Source organism: Pseudomonas sp. NMI760_13, from assembly GCF_021283245.1.
GTDB lineage: Bacteria > Pseudomonadota > Gammaproteobacteria > Pseudomonadales > Pseudomonadaceae > Aquipseudomonas > Aquipseudomonas peradeniyensis.
Genome location: NZ_JAJSRC010000088.1, coordinates 1 through 1054, shown reverse-complemented (window position 1 = coordinate 1054; position 1054 = coordinate 1). Strand labels below are relative to the sequence as shown.

Sequence of the window (1054 nt, the reverse complement as noted above, 5' to 3'; positions counted from 1 at the left end):
ATAACAATGGCAGCACCGTCAGCACCACGATCACGGGGGCAACGGGCGGCAACTTCGAGAAACTGGAGCCGAACCCGGCACCCGCTGAAACGAAGATCAACGACTCGATCGACACCACCACCGCCACCCTGACCGCGACCCCAAGCGTCACCGAAGGCGGCGTGATCACCTATACCGTGACCCTGACCAACCCGGCCCAGACTCCGGTCACCGTTACCCTGTCCAACGGCCAGACCATCACCGTCAAGGCTGGCGAAAGCACCGGCAGCGTCGACTTCCAGACCCCGGCCAACGACGTATTCGTCAACGGCAGCACGGTCAGCACCAGCATCACCGGTGCCACCGGCGGCAACTTCGAGAAGCTGGAGCCCGACACCACGCCGACCCAGACCGTGATCAGCGACAGCATCGACACGGTGACCGTCAGCATCGCCAGCAATGGCAACGTGACCGAGGCCGAGCAACCGACCTTCACCGTGTCGGTCAGCCAGAAGCTCGACCATGACCTGACCGTGACCCTGTCCAATGGCGCCACCGTGGTCATCAGCGCTGGCCAGACCGAGGCTACCTACAGCCTGCCGGCCCAGGGTGACGACGTATTCAAGGACGCCAGCTCGGTGACCCTTGGCGTGACCGACGCCAACGTGGCGGGCAAGACCTTCGAGAACCTGCAGCTGGGTGGCGATGCCACCGTGCAGATCACCGACACCGTCAGCGAAGTGGTAGCGACCCTCACCGCCGACAAGACCACTGTGTCCGAAGGCGGTCAGATCACCTATACCGTGACCTTGACCAATGCCCAAGGGCTGCCGGTCAGCGGCCACAATGGCCTGACTTTCACCCTGACCGATGGCACCAAAGTCACCATCCCGGCCGGCAGCACCAGCGGTACCTTCACCATCACCGCACCAGACGACGTGTTTGTCGGCGGCCAGCCTTCGATCGTCAACAAGATCGAGTCGGTTGCCGGTGGCGACAACTTCGAGAAACTGACGCTGGGTGACAACACCGTCACCACGACCGTGACTGACGAGCCGGGCACCGGTACTCCGGG

General features: G+C 63.4%; 1 protein-coding gene. It reads left to right on the top strand.

Going from position 1 to position 1054, the window contains the following annotated elements; translation table 11 throughout:
• Nucleotides 1-1054, top strand: a 1054-nt coding sequence (locus LU671_RS29280) for an immunoglobulin-like domain-containing protein (protein WP_232857814.1), incomplete at both ends; no start/stop codon positions are given.